Origin of the sequence: Pseudomonas versuta (assembly GCF_001294575.1) — a bacterium.
Taxonomy (GTDB): domain Bacteria; phylum Pseudomonadota; class Gammaproteobacteria; order Pseudomonadales; family Pseudomonadaceae; genus Aquipseudomonas; species Aquipseudomonas versuta.
This window is the reverse complement of record NZ_CP012676.1, coordinates 296,337-314,664: the sequence shown is the minus strand read 5'-3', so window position 1 is coordinate 314,664 and position 18,328 is coordinate 296,337. Positions and strand designations below refer to the sequence as shown.

The window sequence follows — 18,328 nt, the reverse complement described above, 5'->3', positions numbered from 1 at the left end:
CTTCAACCCTGCACGATGCAGGTGGCCAAGTGCTCGGAAAGAGCATCCCAGGCAATTGTTTGTTGTTCGCCCTGGCCACGCAGGGGTTTGACGCCTACTACTTGCTGGGCCAATTCGTCGTCACCCAGGATCAGCGCAAACAGCGCACCGCTCTTGTCGGCCTTCTTGAACTGACTTTTGAAGCTGCCAGCGCCTGCATTGATCTGCAAGCGCAGGTTTGGCAGTTGATCACGAACACGTTCGCTCAATGTCAGGGCAGCCAGTTCAGCAGCCTCGCCGAAAGCACACAGGTAAACATCAACCTGACGCGCGATTTCTTCCGGTACTTGCTCAAGGGTTTCGAGCAGCAGGATCAGGCGCTCGATGCCCATTGCAAAGCCGACACCCGAGGTGGGTTTGCCACCCATTTGTTCAACCAGACCGTCATAACGACCACCGGCACACACGGTGCCCTGGGCGCCCAGTTTGTCAGTGACCCACTCAAATACGGTTTTGCTGTAGTAATCGAGCCCGCGAACCAGCTTGGGGTTGATGACGTATGGAATCCCGGCAGCATCCAGACGAGCCTTGAGGCCCTCGAAGTGCACACGGGATTCTTCGTCCAGGTAATCCACCAGCTTCGGTGCATCGACCAGAACCGCCTGGGTATCAGCGTTTTTGGTATCGAGCACGCGCAGCGGGTTGGATTTCAAGCGACGCTGGCTGTCTTCGTCAAGCTCGCTCAGACGCGAGGACAGGTATTCGACCAGCGCGGCACGGTAGCGCGCGCGGGCTTCGCTGGTACCCAGGCTGTTGAGCTCAAGCTTGACCGCGTCGCGGATACCCAGCTCGCCCCACAGGCGCCAGGTGAGCACGATCAGTTCGGCGTCGATATCCGGACCATCGAGGTTGAACACTTCAACCCCGATCTGATGAAACTGCCGGTAGCGGCCTTTTTGCGGGCGCTCGTGGCGGAACATCGGGCCGATATACCACAGTTTCTGAACCTGGCCGCCGCCGGTTATGCCGTGCTCAAGCACCGCACGTACGCAGGCAGCAGTGCCTTCTGGGCGCAAGGTCAGCGAGTCGCCGTTGCGGTCTTCGAAGGTGTACATCTCTTTTTCGACAATATCGGTCACTTCACCGATCGAGCGCTTGAACAGCTCGGTGAACTCAACGACAGGCATGCGGATTTGCTTGTAACCGTAGTTATCCAGCAAACGCGACACCGTGCTCTCAAAGTAGCGCCACAGAGGCGTCTGCTCCGGCAGGATGTCATTCATGCCACGAATGGCTTGCAAAGACTTGCTCACAGAAAATCCTTTATTCGTTTGATTAGCCGCGCGCGATAACTGCTGCGTCAGCTTCGACCTTTTCGGCCGCCTTCTGCCGGATCAGCCTTTCGAGCTCGTCCACCAGGTTTTCATTCGTTAACTTCTGCGACGGCTTGCCGTCGATGTAAATCAGGTTCGGGGTGCCGCCGGTCAAGCCCACATGAGCTTCCTTCGCCTCGCCGGGACCGTTGACCACGCAACCGATCACCGCCACATCCAGCGGTACCAGCAAGTCTTCAAGCCGCACTTCGAGTTCGTTCATGGTTTTCACCACGTCGAAGTTCTGCCGTGAGCAGCTTGGACACGCAATAAAGTTGATACCACGCGAGCGCAGGTGCAGGGATTTGAGGATGTCGTAACCGACTTTTACCTCTTCTACCGGGTCTGCCGCCAGAGAGATGCGAATAGTATCGCCAATCCCTTCGGCGAGCAGCATACCTAGGCCCACCGCAGATTTCACTGTGCCTGAACGCAAACCGCCGGCTTCAGTGATACCCAAATGCAGTGGCTGGACGATTTCCTTGGCCAGCAAGCGATACGCTTCAACCGCCATGAACACGTCCGAGGCCTTTACGCTGACCTTGAAGTCCCTGAAATTCAGGCGCTCAAGGTGTTCAACGTGACGCAGTGCCGACTCAACCAGAGCGGCAGGCGTAGGCTCGCCGTATTTCTTTTGCAGGTCTTTTTCCAGAGAACCGGCGTTGACGCCGATACGGATCGGAATACCACGGTCACGCGCAGCATCAACCACTGCACGCACACGGTCTTCGCGACCGATATTGCCCGGGTTGATCCGCAGACAATCCACACCCAGTTCCGCTACGCGCAAGGCAATCCGGTAATCGAAGTGGATGTCGGCAACCAGGGGCACCTTGACCAGTTGCTTGATGCGGCCAAAGGCTTCAGCTGCGTCCATGTCCGGCACGGAAATGCGCACGATATCGACGCCAGCGGCTTCCAGTCGGTTAATTTGGGCAACAGTGGCAGCCACATCATTGGTGTCGCTGTTGGTCATGCTCTGTACGGCAATAGGGGCATCGCCACCTACTGGCACCGAGCCAACCCAGATTTTTCGCGATTCGCGACGTTTGATTGGTGATTCGCCGTGCATGACTTATTGACCTAACTTCAGGCGAGCAGTCTCGCCACTGGTGAAAGGAGCCACATCCACAGGCTGACCGTTGTAGGTCACCTGCGCGCCACGGGCATAACCCAGACGCAGGGTCAGTGGAGGCTTGCCGCTCAGTTCAAGATTCTCGCCCTTGCGCTTCAGGCCACCAAACAGCACTTTACCCGTGCCGTCGGTGACTTGAGTCCAGCAGTCAGCGGTAAATTGCAGAGCGACCTTGCCAGCACCCGCAACAGGTGCTGTGGCCGCGGGTGCTGCAGGCGCAGCAGCCGGCGTTGCCGGGGTTGCCGGGGTTGCTGTCGGGGCAACAGCTGCCTGGGCAACCGGCGCCGGCGCAGCGCCGGACGTCAAGGGTGCAACCGGCAACACCGGCGCAGCCGTTGTGTCTTGCTCTGGAGCTGCCTCAGCGGCCACAGGTGCCTCGCCTTCAACCTTGGCCTCTGCTACAGCCTGATCTTCCGGCTCGTCGAGCGGGTGGATCCGGGTCGTACCGTCAGCGCCTTCAACTTCAACGTGCTCCGGGTTCAGCCCGATCAGGTCCTTGGCGCGCATGGACGTCTGGTCCTGCCACCATATGAAACCGCCGCCGATTACGGCGATCAGCAACAGCAAGCTGACAATACGCAAGATGGTATGCGAAACCCGCACGGGTTCTTCTATACGGCCAAGGCTGTGCACATTGCTGCCGTTGGCATCAGTCCCGGTGTACAGGTCAAACTCATGGACCAGACTGGTCTGGTCCATGCCAAGCAATTTGGCATAGGCACGGATGTAACCACGCGCAAACGTATGGCCTGGCAGCTTGTCGAACGCCCCGGTCTCAAGGTTGCTCAAGGAACTGGCCGTGAGATTGAGTTTCAAGGCGACTTCAGCCAACGTCCATCCATTGTTTTCACGGGCCTGACGCAGGGTCTCACCGGGATTGACACGAGTCGCTGCTAGAACTTCGGGTTGCGCCGCTTTCATCATTGCTCCGACAGGTATTGCTGATATTCCGGCGTGCCGGGATAGAGTCGTTTTAGTTGCTGGCCGTAATTGGCTGTTGGGGTGCGGTCGTCGAATACATTCGCCAGTCGCGCACCGAGCAATAGACTACGTGCATTTTGCCCGCTAAGCAGGCTAAAACGATCGTAAAAGTCACGTGCGGGCACATAATGCCTGTCTTCGTAAGACAACTCAGCCATTTCGAGCAATGCGCGAGGTTGCTGACGGTTCAGACGCAAGGCTTTTTCGAGCTGCTGGCGACCTGCATCCCGCTGGCCCAGCTTGAGCGAGGCGACACCCAGGTTCTCGTAGATCCGCGAACGCTCAGGGTAAAGGTTGTCGGCCAGTGCTTTGCTGAACTGGTCAGAGGCTTCCTGATAGCGCTGCTGGCCGAAAAGCAGACTGCCATAGTTGTTCAGGATGCGGGCATCGTTCGGCCGCGCCCGCAGTGCTGTGCGAAAGGCCTGTTCGGCCAGCTCAAACTCCATTTCAGACTGAAACACCAACGCCAGTGCGGCATTGGTGTCCGGGTCGTTTCTGTCGAGTTCGAGGGCTTTACTCAGGGGAATCCGGGCCTGCTCGGTCATCCCCTGCTGAAGATAACCAAGGCCCAGTTGAACATAGGCCTCCCGCGCCTCGTCACGCCCCTTGTCGGTAGCCATCGGGTTTGAGCCACCCGATGACACGCAGCCAGCCAAAAAGCTGACCAGTCCGAAAGAAAGCGCGGCGCGCAGGATCATGGATGTCCTCTCTCAGGGAGCCGGCGAAGCGTTTGGCGCTACATCGCCTTCAGCGCTCTGCTCATGCCCGGCAACCCAGCGCTCGCTACGGCGGGTGCGGTCATTGACCTGACCAACCAGTTGCCCGCACGCCGCGTCGATGTCTTCACCGCGAGTGGTACGCACTGTCACGTTATAACCGGCTTGATGCAGCAGATCCTGGAAACGGCGAATGGCGTTATTGCTTGGACGCTCATAGCCCGAATGCGGGAACGGGTTAAAGGGGATCAGGTTGATCTTGCAAGGCGTGTCCTTGAGCAACTCGATCATTTCCACGGCATGCTCGACGTGGTCATTGATGTCTTTGAGCATGGTGTACTCAACGGTCAAGACACGCTTTTCGCCCAAGGTCGCCATGTAGCGACGGCAGGACTCGAGCAGCATTTTGAGCGGGTACTTTTTGTTGATCGGCACCAACTGGCTGCGCAAGGCATCGTTGGGGGCATGCAGCGACAACGCCAGGGATACGTCGATGTGCTTGGCCAGCTCATCGATCATCGGCACTACGCCCGAGGTGGACAGTGTCACCCGGCGCTTGGAAATACCGTAGCCCAGGTCATCCATCATCAGATGCATGGCGGCAATCACGTTGTCAAAGTTCAGCAGCGGCTCACCCATGCCCATCATCACCACGTTGGTGATGGCACGGTCGGCAGTTGCCGGGACGCTACCAAAGGATTTGTTGGCAATCCACACCTGGCCGATCACTTCAGCGGCGGTGAGGTTGCTATTGAAACCTTGCTTGCCGGTGGAGCAGAAACTGCAGTCCAGGGCACAGCCAGCCTGGGACGAAACGCACAAAGTGCCGCGCTTGCCCTGGGGTATATAAACTGTTTCGACGCAGCTGCCGGACTCGACACGAACCACCCATTTACGGGTGCCATCGGTGGAGATGTCCTCGCTGACGACTTCAGGTCCACGAACCTCAGCAATAGCCTTGAGCTTGTCGCGCAAGGCCTTGCTGACGTTAGTCATGGCGTCGAAATCATCGACGCCAAAGTGGTGAATCCACTTCATGACCTGACCGGCACGGAAACGCTTCTCCCCGATTGAGTCGAAGAATTTCTCCATTTGGGGCTGAGTCAGGCCCAGCAGGTTTGTTTTGCCAGTCGTTGCAATCATGTCTTCACCCTCACTCACAAGCCGATGCTTATCGAGTGGTTACTTCAGTAGCTGCGAAAAAGTAGGAGATTTCGCGAGCAGCTGCTGCTTCAGAATCCGAACCGTGAACAGCGTTGGCGTCGATGGATTCAGCGAAGTCAGCACGGATAGTGCCGGCAGCTGCTTCTTTAGGGTTGGTAGCGCCCATCAGTTCGCGGTTCAGAGCGATAGCGTTTTCGCCTTCCAGAACCTGAACAACAACCGGGCCGGAGATCATGAAAGCAACCAGGTCGCCGAAGAAGCCACGAGCGCTGTGCTCAGCGTAGAAGCCTTCAGCTTCAGCTTTGGACAGTTGCTTCAGTTTGGAAGCTACAACCTTCAGGCCGGCTTTTTCAAAACGGGTGGTGATCTCGCCGATAACGTTTTTTGCAACAGCGTCAGGCTTGATGATGGAGAAAGTGCGTTGAACAGCCATGGTGTAACTCCAGAAACAGTGATTTAAGCGAAAAATTAAACCCGCGAATTATACGCGGGTTCTTGGGTATTTCATAATTACGTGCGTTGCAATTTTAGTCAGCTTCTTCGATCCACAAGCCCTGAATGGCTTCTAGGACCTTCTCCCCACCACGATCAGGGATGTCGTCGAAGTCAGGCAACGCCATGACCAGGTTGCGCAGCTTGACGAAATTCACCGTCAACGGATCGACGTCCGGGTGAGCTTCGGCCAGCTGGATAGCGATTTCCTGCACATCAACCCATTTAAGGCTCATGACAATTCCTTATCAGTGCGGCGCTTCAGCGGCGTGGTTGAGCGAGTACTTCGGAATTTCGACTGTGATGTCTTCAGTGCCGACCCGGGCCTGACAGCTCAGGCGCGAGGTAGGCTCCAGACCCCAGGCCCGATCGAGGTAGTCTTCTTCCAGCTCGTCAGCCTCAATGAGGGAGTCGAAGCCTTCACGAATCACACAGTGACAAGTGGTGCAGGCGCAAACACCGCCGCACGCGCTTTCGATTTCGATGTGATTGTCGTGGGCCACTTCGAGAATGGTTTTGCCGGTCTCAGCCTCAACAACCATACCGTCCGGGCAATGCTCGGCGTGTGGCAGAAAAATGATCTGCGGCATCAGTTATTCCTCGATTTCATTCAGGTTGCGTCCCGACAGGGCGGCTTTAACCGTCAAGTCCATGCGTCGGGCGGCGAAGGCATCGGTCACTTGCGACAGACGCTTGGTCTGCTGCTCGATGGCATAACCATCGGTGCCCTTCAACAATTGGGCCAGTTCCTGCATTTGCAGCTCGATGACCATCCGCTCTTCGGCGTCCAGCAAACGATCGCCATCAACATCCAGCGCCGCCTGTACCGCCTCGATCAGACGCTGAGCATCGACCTGCTGCTCACGCAACACCCGTGCGACTTTGTCGTCACTGGCGTACTGGAATGAATCCTTGAGCATTTTGGCGATTTCGCCATCGGTCAGACCGTAAGACGGCTTGACCTGAATCGTTGCCTCCACGCCCGACCCCAGCTCGCGGGCCGTGACATTGAGCAAGCCATCGGCATCGACCTGGAAGGTGACGCGGATTTTGGCAGCACCGGCCACCATCGGCGGAATACCGCGCAATTCAAAACGCGCCAGGGAGCGGCAATCGCTGATCAGCTCACGCTCACCTTGCAGCACATGAATCATCATGGCCGTCTGGCCGTCTTTGTAGGTGGTGAAGTCTTGCGCGCGAGCCACAGGAATCGTGGTGTTGCGCGGAATGACTTTCTCCATCAGGCCGCCCATGGTCTCAAGACCGAGCGACAACGGAATCACGTCCAGCAACAACAGCTCGCCACCATCACGCTTGTTACCGGCCAGAGTGTCGGCCTGAATCGCAGCGCCAATGGCGACCACCTGATCGGGGTCGATATCGGTCAATGGCTGACGGCCAAACATCTCGGCAACGGCTTCACGCACGCGCGGCACGCGGGTCGAACCACCGACCATCACCACCGCCTGAACTTCATCAAGCTCAATGTTGGAATCACGTACCGCCCGACGACAAGCCTTGAGACTGCGGGCAATCATCGGTTCGATAAGAGCATCGAAAGCTTCACGGGTCAGCTCTGCCTGCCAGTCGCCATAAGCGACAGACACGGATGAGGCATCGGTCAGCCCCTCTTTGGCAGCACAGGCAATTTGCAACAATTGGCGCTGAGTGCCCGGATCAATATCTGCGGATAAACCTGCCTGCTCGACAATCCAGCTGGCAATGGCATGGTCAAAGTCATCGCCACCCAGCGCGCTGTCGCCGCCGGTCGCCAGGACTTCAAACACGCCGCCGGTCAAACGCAGGATCGAGATATCGAAGGTACCGCCACCCAGGTCATAGATGGCAACCACGCCTTCAGCGTGCTGATCAAGACCGTAAGCCACAGCGGCGGCAGTCGGCTCGTTGAGCAGGCGCAATACATTGAGCCCGGCAAGCCGCGCCGCATCCTTGGTCGCCTGGCGCTGAGCGTCATCGAAATAAGCCGGCACGGTAATCACCGCCCCCACCAGTTCGCCGCCCAAGGTTTTTTCAGCACGCTCGCGCAACACTTTCAAAATGTCGGCTGACACTTCTACCGGGCTTTTGGGGCCCTGAACGGTGTCAATGAACGGCATATGCGACTCACCGCCAACAAAGCGATAAGGCAGCTGCTCGCCCAATTGCTTGACGTCGGACAGACCACGACCCATCAAGCGCTTGACCGACAGCACGGTATTGAAAGGATCGCTTGAGGCCGCCAGACGGGCAGACTCGCCCACCTCGATGCGATCTGCGTGATAACGCACCGCAGACGGCAGGATGACCTTGCCGTCAGCATCGGCCAGCGGCTCGGAAAGACCGCTGCGCAATGCAGCGACCAGCGAATTGGTAGTGCCCAAGTCGATCCCCACAGCCAGACGTCGCTGGTGCGGTTGAGGACTTTGGCCGGGTTCGGCGATCTGCAGTAGGGCCATCGTAATCAGGACTTATCTGTATATCAGGCGTGCAACCGTGGCGGCACTGGGTTAATCGTCGAGGCGCTCTTCTAACTGGCGCACTTCGTAAGTGAGCTTGTCGAGGAACTGCATGCGGCGCATCAGGCGCTCGGCCTGTTCGCGCTGCGCTGCATCATTCCAGCAAGCAGCGAAGCTGTCGTTCAACTGATCCTGAGCGACTTTGAGCCGACGCTTGAATGCAGCAATACCTGCCATATCGGCGCTGTCTTGCAAGTCTTCAAGCTCTTCGCGCCATTGCATCTGCTGCATCAGAAACTCGGGATCATGCACCGTGACTTCCAGCGGCATCTCACGCCCATTCATCGCAAGCAGGTAACGCGCGCGCTTGGGTGGGCTTTTGAGCGTCTGGTAGGCCTCGTTGAGGCTGGCGGATTGCTCCAGCGCCAGTCGTTGCTCACGCTCGGAAGCATCAGCAAATCGATCCGGGTGCACACCACGCGCCAACTCACGGTAGCGCGTGGCCAACTGCTCTAGATCCAGCGTGAAGCCGGGCTGCAGTTCAAATAATGCGAAATGACAAGGAGTGCCCACGAGTAGCCTCAGATGTTGAAGCTTTCGCCGCAGCCACATTCACCGCGCACGTTGGGATTGTTGAACTTGAAGCCTTCGTTCAACCCTTCCTTGGTGAAATCGAGTTCGGTACCGTCGAGATAGGTCAGGCTTTTAGGATCAATGATCACTTTTTCGCCATGACTCTCAAAGACCTGGTCCTCACTGCCGACCTCATCAACGAACTCCATCACATAGGCGAGACCGGAACAGCCCGTGGTGCGAACACCCAGACGAATCCCCTCACCCTTGCCGCGCCCGTCAAGGGAACGACGAATATGCCGGGCCGCCGCTTCTGTCATGCTGATAGCCATCAGGACTCCTTACGAATCGCCAGTATCATCACCCTGCTCACGCCACTGCTGGCAGCGAGCAAACGGATCAGATCAAACCTTTCTTCTGCTTGTAATCGCGAACAGCCGCCTTGATGGCGTCTTCTGCGAGTACCGAGCAGTGAATTTTTACCGGTGGCAAGGCCAGCTCTTCAGCCAGCTGAGTGTTTTTGATGGTCTCTGCTTCATCCAGAGTCTTGCCCTTCATCCACTCGGTAGCCAGGGAGCTGGAAGCGATTGCCGAACCGCAACCATAGGTCTTGAACTTGGCATCTTCAATGATGCCCTGCTCGTTGACCTTGATCTGCAAACGCATCACGTCGCCGCACGCCGGTGCACCAACCATGCCGGTGCCGACATCCGGGTCTTCCGCGTCCATCTTGCCGACGTTGCGCGGGTTCTCGTAGTGGTCAATAACCTTTTCGCTGTAAGCCATGGTACTAATCCTCACTCATCAGAGAGTCACTCTTGAGGCGCTGTAAAAGCGGCTGTTCGCTGCGTTTACGGCGCCTGCCTGTGGCGACTTAAATTGTTAGTGCGCCGCCCATTCGATTTTCGAAATGTCGATGCCGTCTTTGTACATGTCCCACAGCGGCGACAAGGCGCGCAGCTTGGTAACAGCCTCGCAGACCTTCTGCGCGGCATAATCGATTTCTTCTTCAGTGGTAAAACGACCGAAGGTAAAGCGGATCGAGCTGTGCGCCAGTTCGTCATTGCGGCCCAGGGCGCGCAATACGTAAGACGGCTCAAGGGAAGCAGAAGTACAGGCCGAACCGGACGACACTGCCAGATCCTTGAGCGCCATGATCAGCGACTCGCCTTCAACATAGTTGAAGCTCAGGTTCAGGTTGTGCGGAACGCGGGCGGTCATGCTGCCGTTGACGTACAGCTCTTCAAGGTGTTCAACCTGCTTGAAGAAACGGTCGCTCAGGGCCTTGATGCGGATGTTCTCGGCTGCCATTTCTTCTTTGGCGATCTGGAACGCTTCGCCCATGCCCACGATCTGGTGGGTAGCCAGGGTGCCCGAACGCATGCCGCGCTCGTGACCGCCGCCGTGCATGGTGGCTTCAATACGTACGCGTGGCTTGCGGCTTACATACAGTGCGCCGATACCTTTAGGGCCATAAGTCTTGTGAGCCGAGAAGGACATCAGGTCGACTTTCAGTTTGGCCAGGTCGATTTCAACCTTGCCAGTGGACTGGGCCGCATCGACATGGAACAACACGCCGCGCGAGCGAGTCAGCTCACCAATCGCAGCGATGTCGTTGATGGTGCCGATTTCGTTGTTCACGTGCATGATCGAAACCAGAATGGTGTCATCACGCATGGCCGCTTCAACCATGGCCGGCGTCACCAGACCGTCGGTACCTGGCTCGATATACGTCACTTCAAAGCCTTCGCGCTCCAGCTGACGCATGGTGTCGAGGACGGCCTTGTGTTCAATCTTGTCGGTGATCAGATGCTTGCCTTTGGTGGCATAGAAATGCGCAGCACCCTTGATCGCCAGGTTGTTGGCCTCGGTCGCGCCGGAGGTCCAGACAATTTCACGCGGGTCGGCGTTAACCAGATCAGCAACCTGACGACGGCCATTCTCAACCGCTTCTTCAGCCTTCCAGCCAAATACGTGAGAACGCGACGCCGGGTTACCGAAGTTGCCGTCAACCAGCAGGCAGTCGCTCATTTTTTGAGCAACACGCGGATCAACCGGGGTAGTGGCTGAATAATCGAGGTAAATTGGCAATTTCATGGACTATCTCCTAAATCAGGCTGGCTGGCGCACCGTCGTTTTTATGCAATCACTCGACGGCGGACGCTTCGATCTTATCCAGGTGCGGCGCCTTGCCATTACAGCGGCGCTGATCCTGACGCTGGGCTACTTCTTGTACCTCACGGCGAGTGACAAGATCAGCCAAGCTGATACCGCTGAGAAAATCGTGGATTTGCAGGCTCAGGTCGCACCACAGGTGATGGGTGAGGCACGTGTCGCCGGCATGGCAGTCGCCAAGCCCCTGGCAACGCGTGGCATCGACAGACTCGTTCACTGCATCGATAACCTGGGCTACCTGAATACCCTGCATGTCACGCGACAGCTGATAGCCGCCACCCGGACCACGCACACTGGAAACCAGGCTGCTGCGGCGCAACTTTGCAAACAGTTGCTCAAGGTAGGATAGGGAGATGCCCTGGCGCTCGGAAATATCAGCCAGGGACACCGGCCCGTGCTGTGCATGCAACGCCAAATCAAGCATTGCAGTAACGGCGTAACGGCCTTTTGTAGTCAGTCTCATGGACAGGTACCACGGAATTCGGAATGGAGGCGAGTATGCTATTCCCGACTATTTAAGTCAAGTATTAGACCTAGTACTTTAGTCGGGATTACCCGCAAAAGAGCGCGCGCATTGTAGCAGGGTATGCGGCGTAATGGCACATGAGGCATCAAGACCTGACGCACAAGCCTTCAGCATCCGGCTTGCCAGCGATTGCTCAGCGCAGCGCTAAAACGCATCGCCGGCAAGCCGGCTCCCACAAGGTTAAAGCAAGGCCTAGACCGCTTTGCTTTCATCCTTGCCCTTGACGCAGGCAAAGTCTTCTTCGCGCAGTTCTGGCAAGTCCTTGGCGCAATACGTGCTACCCAGATCCTTGAGTGCTCCACACATGCCATCAAGCTTGCCATCGACCGCCTGCAGGTGATCCAGCAGCTGGCCAATCGCCCGCGCCACCGGATCCGGCATATCCTCACCGACACCGTAAGCATCAAAGCCAATCTTCTCGGCCATTGCCTTGCGCTTGGCTTGCGCCTCATCGCCACCCTTGATGATGATACGACCCGGAATACCGACCACCGTCGCGCCAGCAGGCACCGCCTTGGTCACTACGGCATTGGAACCGACTTTGGCACCGGCACCGACCGTAAATGGCCCAAGAACCTTGGCGCCCGCACCCACCACCACACCGTTTTCCAGAGTCGGATGGCGCTTGCCCTTGTTCCAGCTGGTGCCGCCCAGCGTCACACCCTGATAAAGGGTCACGTCGTCGCCGATTTCAGCCGTCTCACCAATGACGATACCCATACCGTGATCGATGAAAAACCGACGCCCCACCTTTGCCCCCGGATGAATCTCGATCCCGGTCAGCCAGCGCCCGAAGTTCGACACCAGACGAGCCAGCCATTTCCAGCCAGCCCCCCACAGCAAAGCGGACAAGCGGTGAATCCAGATGGCATGCATGCCCGGATAGCAGGTCAACACTTCAAAAGCATTACGCGCAGCAGGGTCACGATGAAAAACACTTTGGATATCTTCACGCAGACGCTCGAACATCATTAATCCTTGCGCTTGAGCAACTCGCCACGAGCTGCTTTTTGGGTTTCGGTGAGAATGCCACGCAAAATGTTCATTTCTGCGCGACTGACCGAGCTACGCCCATACAGCCGACGCAAGCGCGCCATAAGATGGCGCGGCTTTTCCGGATCCATAAATTCGATGGCTACCAGCGTCTGCTCCAGATGCTCGTAGAAGCGCTCCAGCTCATCCATGGTCGCCAGCTCACCACTCTTAGTGGAAGCCACTTCCTCTTTTTCGATCTTGCTCGGCTGCCCCTGAGCAGCAAGCCACGACATGCGGATCTCGTAGCTCAACACCTGCACGGCCGCACCGAGATTCAGAGAGCTGAATTCGGGATCCGAAGGAATATGCACATGGTAATGGCAGCGTTGCAGCTCTTCATTGGTCAGACCCGAATCTTCACGACCGAACACCAAAGCGATTTCAGCCCCCTGAGCGGCCTCTTCGACCACTTTTTGCCCGCACTCGCGCGGATCCAGCAGCGGCCAAGGGATGCGACGATCTCGAGCACTGGTGCCAAGCACCAGATTACAGCCCACCAGAGCATCTTCCAGGGTGGCGACGACTTGCGCATTTTCAAGAATGTCCCCCGCCCCCGACGCCCGGGCATCAGCTTCATGGTGCGGAAACAACCTGGGCTCCACCAGAACCAGCCGCGACAACCCCATGTTTTTCATGGCACGCGCAGCACCACCGATGTTCCCGGGATGACTGGTATTAACCAGAACGACACGAATATTAGGCAGCAAAGGAAGTGCTCACAGGCCAACAAAAGGGAGCAAATCTTACCTAAGCGAAACGCCATAAGCTACGAAAGCTAATGCAAACCTTCATCTACCGAACTTTTCTGATAGAATATTCGGCTTTCTTTAACGACCTAGGTGAAACGTCCATGCAGCCCATGCTGAATATCGCGCTGCGCGCCGCCCGCAGCGCCAGTGAATTGATTTTCCGCTCCATCGAGCGCCTGGATACCATCAAGGTCGACGAAAAAGACGCCAAGGATTACGTCTCTGAAGTCGATCGTGCTGCTGAACAGAAAATCATCGACGCCTTGCGCAAGGCCTACCCGACACACGGCATCCGCGGTGAAGAAACCGGCATGCACCCAGGCAGCGGTGAAGGTGAAGACTACCTGTGGATCATCGATCCGCTGGATGGCACCACCAACTTCCTGCGCGGCGTTCCACACTTCGCAGTAAGCATCGCCTGTAAATATCGCGGTCGCCTTGAGCACGCAGTGGTTCTAGACCCGGTTCGCCAGGAAGAATTCACCGCCAGCCGTGGCCGTGGCGCCCAACTCAACGGTCGCCGCCTGCGTGTCAGCGGTCGCACCAGCCTTGAAGGCGCCCTGCTGGGCACCGGCTTCCCGTTCCGCGACAACCAGATGGACAACCTGGATAACTATCTGGGAATGTTCCGCAGCCTGGTTGGCCAGACCGCCGGCATCCGCCGCGCCGGTGCTGCCAGCCTGGATCTGGCTTACGTTGCAGCCGGCCGTTATGACGCATTCTGGGAGTCGGGCCTGTCCGAATGGGACATGGCAGCAGGCGCCCTGCTGATTCAAGAAGCCGGCGGTCTCGTCAGCGACTTCACCGGCGGCCACGATTTCCTTGAAAAAGGCCACATCGTTGCCGGTAACACCAAGTGCTTCAAAGCTGTACTGACTGCTATCCAGCCACACCTGCCGGCCTCGCTGAAACGCTAAGCGAAACCCGCGCACAAAAAAAGCACCCCTCGGGGTGCTTTTTTTTGACTGCAATTCGGACAAAGACCTACAAACCTTCGACCAAACTCCAAACACGAACCTTGCGAATACCTGTAGGAGCGAGCTTGCTCGCGAGCTGCTCACCAGCAGACTCGATATCTGGAATGTCCCGATGCAAAGCTCGCTCCTGCAGCGGCCTTAATTCAGGATCAACTTACCCTGCTTGTCGACGGCAATTTCGCTGCCCGGCTCGTGATCCATCCGCACCTTGCCTTCCTTGCCATCCAGCGAGTAACGCACGTCGTAACCGACAACCTTGTCACTGATGTCGTTGACCGTGTTGCAGCGCGTTTGAGTCGTGGTGTAGGTATCGCGGTTCTGCATGCCTTCCTGAACCTTGTTACCGGCATAGCCACCACCGACCGCACCGGCCACCGTGGCGATCTTCTTGCCGTTACCACCACCCACCTGATTACCCAGCAAACCGCCGGCTACCGCGCCAAGCACGCTACCGACAATCTGATGCTGATCCTTGACCGGCGCCTGACGCGTCACAGTCACATCCTTGCACACTTCACGCGGTGTCTTGATCTGTTGCGTGACCGGCTGAACAGCCAGTACCTGCGCAGACTCAGGGCCTTTAACCAGGGTGTAGGTGGCAAAAGCGCCCCCGGCGGTCACAGCCACCGCACCTAAAACAGCACCTACCAGCAAAGACTTGTTCACTTGAACCTCCAAACCATCACAGATGGGAAAAATCCCACGCTAATCCCAGCCTTGGAGCACAAAAAAAGGCGCGAGTTCAATACTCGCGCCTTTTTAGGTTGCAACCCGAAGATGATTAACCGTTATGGACGGTCATCGATCTCCTTGTCAGTCACAACAGGAGGAATCAAATCCTCCGCACTCAGGTTCAGCCAGATCAACACCACGTTCGCGATGTAGATCGACGAGTAAGTACCCGCCAATACACCCACGAACAGTGCGATCGAAAAGCCCCACAGGTTATCGCCACCGAAGATCAGCAGTGCCGCGATCGCCAACAGGGTGGAGATCGAAGTTGCCATGGTGCGCAACAGGGTTTGCGTGGTCGAGATGTTGATGTTCTCGATCAGGCTGGCCTTGCGCAGCACCCGGAAGTTCTCCCTCACCCGGTCGAATACCACGATGGTGTCGTTGAGCGAATAACCAATGATGGCCAGCACCGCCGCGAGCACCGTCAGGTCGAAGGTGATCTGGAAGAACGACAGCACGCCCATGGTCACGATCACGTCGTGAACCAGGGACACAATCGCGCCCACCGCGAACTTCCACTGAAAGCGGAAAGCCAGGTAAAGCATGATGCCGCCCAGCGCCATCAGCATGCCGAGGCCGCCCTGATCGCGCAGCTCTTCACCTACTTGCGGGCCCACGAACTCAACGCGCTTGATGACCGCAGGGTTAGCCGTATCGGCCTGCCCCAATGCCGCCGCTACCTTGTTGCCCAGCAGCGGATCATCACCGGGCATACGCACCAGCAGGTCGGTGGTAGCACCAAAGCTCTGTACCACAGCATCATGGAAACCTGCCGAAGCAAGCTCGGTACGCACCTTGGTCAGGTCTGCCGGCTTCTCGTAGGTCAGCTCGATGAGCGTACCGCCAGTGAAGTCCAGGCCGTAGTTCATGCCCTTGTGGAACATGCTGAACAAAGCCAGCACGGTGAGTACTACAGTGACGCCGAACGCAACGTTGCGAACGCCCATGAAGTTGATTGTACGTAACATGGCAGCCCCTTAAATCCACAACTTCTTGAAGTCCCGACCGCCATACACAAGGTTGACCATAGCGCGGGTCACCATAATGGCCGTGAACATCGAGGTAAAGATCCCGAGGGACATGGTTACCGCAAAGCCTTTAACCGGCCCGGTACCCATGGCAAAAAGAATCCCGCCGACCAGCAGAGTTGTCAGGTTGGAGTCGACAATCGCCGTGAATGCGCGACTGAAGCCTTCATTGATCGCTCGCTGCACCGTCATGCCATTGGCAATCTCTTCACGGATCCGCGAGAAGATCAGCACGTTGGCATCGACCGCCATACCCATCGTCAAGACGATACCGGCAATGCCCGGCAGGGTCAGCGTTGCACCCAGTACCGACATCAAGGCCAGCAGCAAGACCATGTTGCCCGCCAGCGCCACCGTCGCAATCACACCGAAGAAACGGTAGATGGCGATGATGAAGATCGACACGAACAGCATGCCCCACAGCGAAGCATCAATACCCTTGGTGATGTTGTCAGCACCCAGGCTAGGGCCAATAGTGCGCTCTTCAGCGAAGTACATTGGCGCTGCCAGACCACCGGCACGCAACAGCAAGGCAAGCTCGGAAGCCTCACCCTGGCCATTCAGACCGGTAATCCGGAACTGACTGCCCAGCGGCGACTGAATGGTCGCCAGACTGATGATCTTCTTGTCTTCCTTGAACGTCTGGGTCGGCACGTCCTTCTCGACACCGTCGACCACTTGCTTGGTGTAAGTCGTCACCGGGCGCTGCTCGATGAAGATTACCGCCATGCTGCGGCCCACGTTGCTGCGAGTCGAACGGCTCATCAACTCGCCACCGTGACCATCAAGCTTGATGTTCACCTGCGGACGACCGTGCTCGTCAAAGCCTGCCTGAGCGTCTGTCACCTGGTCACCGGTGATGATCAAACCGCGCTCGATTTGCGCGGCAGGACGATTGCCCTCGCGGAATTCAAACGTTTCAGAAGTGGCTTTGGAAGCGCCCGGCTCTGCTGCCAGACGGAACTCAAGGTTGGCCGTCTTGCCCAGGATACGCTTGGCTTCGGCGGTGTCTTGCACGCCCGGCAGTTCAACCACGATGCGATTGGCACCCTGACGCTGAACCAAAGGCTCGGCAACACCCAACTCGTTGACCCGGTTACGGACCGTTGTCAGGTTTTGCTTGATGGAATATTCACGGATTTCCGCCAGCTTGGCCGGGGTCATCGCCAGACGCAGAACCGGCTGACCATTGAGATCGGCTGTGGTTACGTCAAAGTCATTGAAGTTCTTGCGGATCAGGCTACGCGCTTGCTCACGGACAGCTTCATCAGTGAAACCCAACTGAATGGCGCCATTGAGTTGCGGCAGGCTGCGATAACGCACTTTCTCTTTACGCAGCAGGCTTTTGACATCGCCTTCGTACACTTTCATACGTGCGTCGACGGCTTTATCCATGTCCACTTCCAACAGGAAATGCACACCACCGGACAAGTCCAGACCCAGCTTCATAGGGTGAGCACCCAGACTACGCAACCATTGCGGCGTGGTCTGTGCCAGGTTCAGAGCTACGACATAGTCGTCACCCAAAGCCTTGCGTACGACATCCTTGGCTGGCAACTGGTCGTCTTTCTTGACCAGACGCAGCAAACCACCTTTGCCGTTCTGGGCCAAAGTAGCGCCCTTCACTTCAATGCCTGCATCCGTCAGTGCCTTGCTTGCACGATCCAGATCAGCTTGAGTGACCTGCAAAGCCGTGCTTGCACCCGAAATCTGGATTGCCGGGTCATCAGGGTACAGATTGGGAGCGGAATAAATAAAACCGATCGCCAGCACAGCCAGGATCAGTATGTATTTCCACAGAGGGTATTTGTTCAGCATCAATCACGCCGCCCGCTTAAAACGCGGGGCGCCTTGCGCGCCCCGTCGATTGTTAAAAGTTGAAACTTTAGATCGCTTTCAGCGTGCCTTTAGGCAACGTGGCTGCAACAGAGCCTTTCTGAATTTTCAGTTCAACAGTGTCCGACACTTCAATCACTACAAACGCATCGGAAACTTTGACGATTTTGCCGGCGATGCCACCGGTAGTTACGATCTCGTCACCTTTTTGCAGGTTACCCAACAGGGCTTTCTGCTCTTTGGCGCGCTTGGCCTGTGGACGCCAGATCATCAGATAGAAGATGACCAGGAAGCCGACCAGGAAAATCCATTCAAAACCGCCACCCATAGGGCCAGCAGCGGCAGGTGCAGCAGCGTCCGCGAAAGCGGAAGAGATGAAAAAGCTCATTAAGCACTCC

Annotated in this window: 21 protein-coding genes; 1 reads left to right on the top strand and 20 read right to left on the bottom strand. The window is 57.1% G+C overall.

Features of this window, described 5'->3' with window-relative positions; translation table 11 throughout:
* Window positions 1-2 precede the first annotated feature (2 nt).
* The 16 genes from hisS to trmJ form a co-directional block, all read right to left on the bottom strand.
* The gene (hisS, locus tag AOC04_RS01470) at window positions 3-1,292 is read right to left on the bottom strand and encodes a histidine--tRNA ligase (RefSeq protein ID WP_060690831.1); all 1,290 of its coding nucleotides are present in this window, start codon (window positions 1,290-1,292) and stop codon (window positions 3-5) included.
* A gap of 22 nt (window positions 1,293-1,314) precedes the next feature.
* Window positions 1,315-2,424, bottom strand: coding sequence for a flavodoxin-dependent (E)-4-hydroxy-3-methylbut-2-enyl-diphosphate synthase (gene ispG, locus AOC04_RS01465; RefSeq protein WP_003443351.1), 1,110 nt, complete (start codon window positions 2,422-2,424; stop codon window positions 1,315-1,317).
* 3 nt (window positions 2,425-2,427) lie between these two features.
* A complete protein-coding gene (locus tag AOC04_RS01460) occupies window positions 2,428-3,408 on the bottom strand; it encodes a RodZ domain-containing protein (RefSeq protein WP_060690830.1) in 981 nt (326 codons plus the stop codon).
* Window positions 3,408-4,166, bottom strand: coding sequence for a type IV pilus biogenesis/stability protein PilW (gene pilW, locus AOC04_RS01455; protein WP_060690829.1), 759 nt, complete (start codon window positions 4,164-4,166; stop codon window positions 3,408-3,410). Before pilW ends, AOC04_RS01460 begins: the two co-directional genes overlap by 1 nt.
* A gap of 12 nt (window positions 4,167-4,178) precedes the next feature.
* Window positions 4,179-5,327 (bottom strand): dual-specificity RNA methyltransferase RlmN, encoded by a 1,149-nt coding sequence (gene rlmN / locus AOC04_RS01450; protein ID WP_060690828.1) that lies wholly within the window; start codon window positions 5,325-5,327, stop codon window positions 4,179-4,181.
* A gap of 28 nt (window positions 5,328-5,355) precedes the next feature.
* The gene (gene ndk / locus AOC04_RS01445) at window positions 5,356-5,781 is read right to left on the bottom strand and encodes a nucleoside-diphosphate kinase (protein WP_003443361.1); all 426 of its coding nucleotides are present in this window, start codon (window positions 5,779-5,781) and stop codon (window positions 5,356-5,358) included.
* 94 nt (window positions 5,782-5,875) lie between these two features.
* A complete protein-coding gene (gene iscX, locus AOC04_RS01440) occupies window positions 5,876-6,076 on the bottom strand; it encodes a Fe-S cluster assembly protein IscX (protein WP_048385877.1) in 201 nt (66 codons plus the stop codon).
* Window positions 6,077-6,088: 12 nt separating this feature from the next.
* Window positions 6,089-6,430: an ISC system 2Fe-2S type ferredoxin gene (gene fdx, locus AOC04_RS01435; RefSeq protein WP_060690827.1), complete on the bottom strand. Its 342-nt coding sequence runs from the start codon at window positions 6,428-6,430 to the stop codon at window positions 6,089-6,091.
* A gap of 3 nt (window positions 6,431-6,433) precedes the next feature.
* Window positions 6,434-8,296 (bottom strand): Fe-S protein assembly chaperone HscA, encoded by a 1,863-nt coding sequence (gene hscA, locus AOC04_RS01430; protein ID WP_060690826.1) that lies wholly within the window; start codon window positions 8,294-8,296, stop codon window positions 6,434-6,436.
* 51 nt (window positions 8,297-8,347) lie between these two features.
* The gene (hscB, locus tag AOC04_RS01425) at window positions 8,348-8,869 is read right to left on the bottom strand and encodes a co-chaperone HscB (RefSeq protein ID WP_060690825.1); all 522 of its coding nucleotides are present in this window, start codon (window positions 8,867-8,869) and stop codon (window positions 8,348-8,350) included.
* 8 nt (window positions 8,870-8,877) lie between these two features.
* Window positions 8,878-9,201, bottom strand: a complete 324-nt coding sequence (iscA, locus tag AOC04_RS01420) for an iron-sulfur cluster assembly protein IscA (protein WP_003443371.1) — start codon at window positions 9,199-9,201, stop codon at window positions 8,878-8,880.
* Between the two features lie 67 nt (window positions 9,202-9,268).
* Window positions 9,269-9,655 carry a Fe-S cluster assembly scaffold IscU gene (gene iscU / locus AOC04_RS01415; RefSeq protein WP_003443374.1) on the bottom strand — a complete coding sequence of 129 codons (387 nt, stop codon included), beginning with the start codon at window positions 9,653-9,655 and terminating at the stop codon, window positions 9,269-9,271.
* A gap of 96 nt (window positions 9,656-9,751) precedes the next feature.
* A complete protein-coding gene (locus AOC04_RS01410; RefSeq protein ID WP_060690824.1) occupies window positions 9,752-10,966 on the bottom strand; it encodes an IscS subfamily cysteine desulfurase in 1,215 nt (404 codons plus the stop codon).
* A 49-nt stretch (window positions 10,967-11,015) separates the two neighbouring features.
* Window positions 11,016-11,507: a Fe-S cluster assembly transcriptional regulator IscR gene (gene iscR / locus AOC04_RS01405; RefSeq protein ID WP_003443378.1), complete on the bottom strand. Its 492-nt coding sequence runs from the start codon at window positions 11,505-11,507 to the stop codon at window positions 11,016-11,018.
* Between the two features lie 255 nt (window positions 11,508-11,762).
* Complete coding sequence (gene cysE / locus AOC04_RS01400; RefSeq protein ID WP_060690823.1) at window positions 11,763-12,539, bottom strand: serine O-acetyltransferase; 777 nt, start codon at window positions 12,537-12,539, stop codon at window positions 11,763-11,765.
* A 2-nt stretch (window positions 12,540-12,541) separates the two neighbouring features.
* On the bottom strand, window positions 12,542-13,312 hold the full coding sequence (gene trmJ, locus AOC04_RS01395) for a tRNA (cytosine(32)/uridine(32)-2'-O)-methyltransferase TrmJ (RefSeq protein ID WP_060690822.1): 771 nt from the start codon (window positions 13,310-13,312) through the stop codon (window positions 12,542-12,544).
* Window positions 13,313-13,455: 143 nt separating this feature from the next.
* On the opposite strand from trmJ, the gene suhB reads away from it, so the two are divergent.
* Window positions 13,456-14,271 (top strand): type III secretion system regulator SuhB, encoded by an 816-nt coding sequence (gene suhB / locus AOC04_RS01390; RefSeq protein ID WP_060690821.1) that lies wholly within the window; start codon window positions 13,456-13,458, stop codon window positions 14,269-14,271.
* Window positions 14,272-14,469: 198 nt separating this feature from the next.
* Here the strand turns inward: suhB and AOC04_RS01385 are convergent, their stop codons facing one another.
* The 4 genes from AOC04_RS01385 to yajC form a co-directional block, all read right to left on the bottom strand.
* A complete protein-coding gene (locus AOC04_RS01385; RefSeq protein WP_060690820.1) occupies window positions 14,470-14,997 on the bottom strand; it encodes a glycine zipper 2TM domain-containing protein in 528 nt (175 codons plus the stop codon).
* A 122-nt stretch (window positions 14,998-15,119) separates the two neighbouring features.
* Window positions 15,120-16,034, bottom strand: a complete 915-nt coding sequence (gene secF / locus AOC04_RS01380) for a protein translocase subunit SecF (RefSeq protein ID WP_060690819.1) — start codon at window positions 16,032-16,034, stop codon at window positions 15,120-15,122.
* 9 nt (window positions 16,035-16,043) lie between these two features.
* A complete protein-coding gene (gene secD, locus AOC04_RS01375) occupies window positions 16,044-17,912 on the bottom strand; it encodes a protein translocase subunit SecD (protein ID WP_060690818.1) in 1,869 nt (622 codons plus the stop codon).
* 67 nt (window positions 17,913-17,979) lie between these two features.
* Window positions 17,980-18,318, bottom strand: coding sequence for a preprotein translocase subunit YajC (gene yajC, locus AOC04_RS01370; protein WP_003443398.1), 339 nt, complete (start codon window positions 18,316-18,318; stop codon window positions 17,980-17,982).
* Window positions 18,319-18,328 lie beyond the last annotated feature (10 nt).

Excerpts from the sequence above, each read along its gene's own strand:
- ispG (WP_003443351.1), bottom strand. The coding sequence starts at position 2,424 with ATGCACGGCGAATCACCAATCAAACGTCGCGAATCGCGAAAAATCTGG.
- AOC04_RS01460 (WP_060690830.1), bottom strand. The coding sequence starts at position 3,408 with ATGAAAGCGGCGCAACCCGAAGTTCTAGCAGCGACTCGTGTCAATCCC.
- pilW (WP_060690829.1), bottom strand. The coding sequence starts at position 4,166 with ATGATCCTGCGCGCCGCGCTTTCTTTCGGACTGGTCAGCTTTTTGGCT.
- rlmN (WP_060690828.1), bottom strand. The coding sequence starts at position 5,327 with ATGATTGCAACGACTGGCAAAACAAACCTGCTGGGCCTGACTCAGCCC.
- ndk (WP_003443361.1), bottom strand. The coding sequence starts at position 5,781 with ATGGCTGTTCAACGCACTTTCTCCATCATCAAGCCTGACGCTGTTGCA.
- iscX (WP_048385877.1), bottom strand. The coding sequence starts at position 6,076 with ATGAGCCTTAAATGGGTTGATGTGCAGGAAATCGCTATCCAGCTGGCC.
- fdx (WP_060690827.1), bottom strand. The coding sequence starts at position 6,430 with ATGCCGCAGATCATTTTTCTGCCACACGCCGAGCATTGCCCGGACGGT.
- hscA (WP_060690826.1), bottom strand. The coding sequence starts at position 8,296 with ATGGCCCTACTGCAGATCGCCGAACCCGGCCAAAGTCCTCAACCGCAC.
- iscA (WP_003443371.1), bottom strand. The coding sequence starts at position 9,201 with ATGGCTATCAGCATGACAGAAGCGGCGGCCCGGCATATTCGTCGTTCC.
- iscU (WP_003443374.1), bottom strand. The coding sequence starts at position 9,655 with ATGGCTTACAGCGAAAAGGTTATTGACCACTACGAGAACCCGCGCAAC.
- AOC04_RS01410 (WP_060690824.1), bottom strand. The coding sequence starts at position 10,966 with ATGAAATTGCCAATTTACCTCGATTATTCAGCCACTACCCCGGTTGAT.
- iscR (WP_003443378.1), bottom strand. The coding sequence starts at position 11,507 with ATGAGACTGACTACAAAAGGCCGTTACGCCGTTACTGCAATGCTTGAT.
- cysE (WP_060690823.1), bottom strand. The coding sequence starts at position 12,539 with ATGTTCGAGCGTCTGCGTGAAGATATCCAAAGTGTTTTTCATCGTGAC.
- suhB (WP_060690821.1), top strand. The coding sequence starts at position 13,456 with ATGCAGCCCATGCTGAATATCGCGCTGCGCGCCGCCCGCAGCGCCAGT.
- secF (WP_060690819.1), bottom strand. The coding sequence starts at position 16,034 with ATGTTACGTACAATCAACTTCATGGGCGTTCGCAACGTTGCGTTCGGC.
- secD (WP_060690818.1), bottom strand. The coding sequence starts at position 17,912 with ATGCTGAACAAATACCCTCTGTGGAAATACATACTGATCCTGGCTGTG.
- yajC (WP_003443398.1), bottom strand. The coding sequence starts at position 18,318 with ATGAGCTTTTTCATCTCTTCCGCTTTCGCGGACGCTGCTGCACCTGCC.